General features: G+C 39.1%; 1 protein-coding gene. It reads left to right on the top strand.

What is annotated here, in order from left to right; translation table 11 throughout:
* A partial coding sequence (locus tag G7034_RS01675; RefSeq protein ID WP_166399231.1) for a hypothetical protein occupies positions 1-233 on the top strand: 233 nt, incomplete at both ends.

Consider the following 233-nt stretch of genomic DNA (forward strand, 5'->3'; position numbering starts at 1 on the left):
TTCTCTGAAGAACAACTCGGATTTACCGAATTTGATTTAACCTCCAAAATCGATGAAATTACCGGTGGAAATTTAGATTACGAAATCGAATTCTTTACCACCCAAGCTGATGCCGAAGACTTAACTATCGAAAACGGCCTGGAAAGCCCTTATACCAACGAAAGCCCTTTTAATCAAACACTTTTTGTGAGAGCTACGGATGTTAATAACGGCTGTGTTTCCTTTACCGAATT

The organism is Psychroflexus maritimus (assembly GCF_011089875.1).
Classification (GTDB): Bacteria; Bacteroidota; Bacteroidia; order Flavobacteriales; family Flavobacteriaceae; genus Psychroflexus; species Psychroflexus maritimus.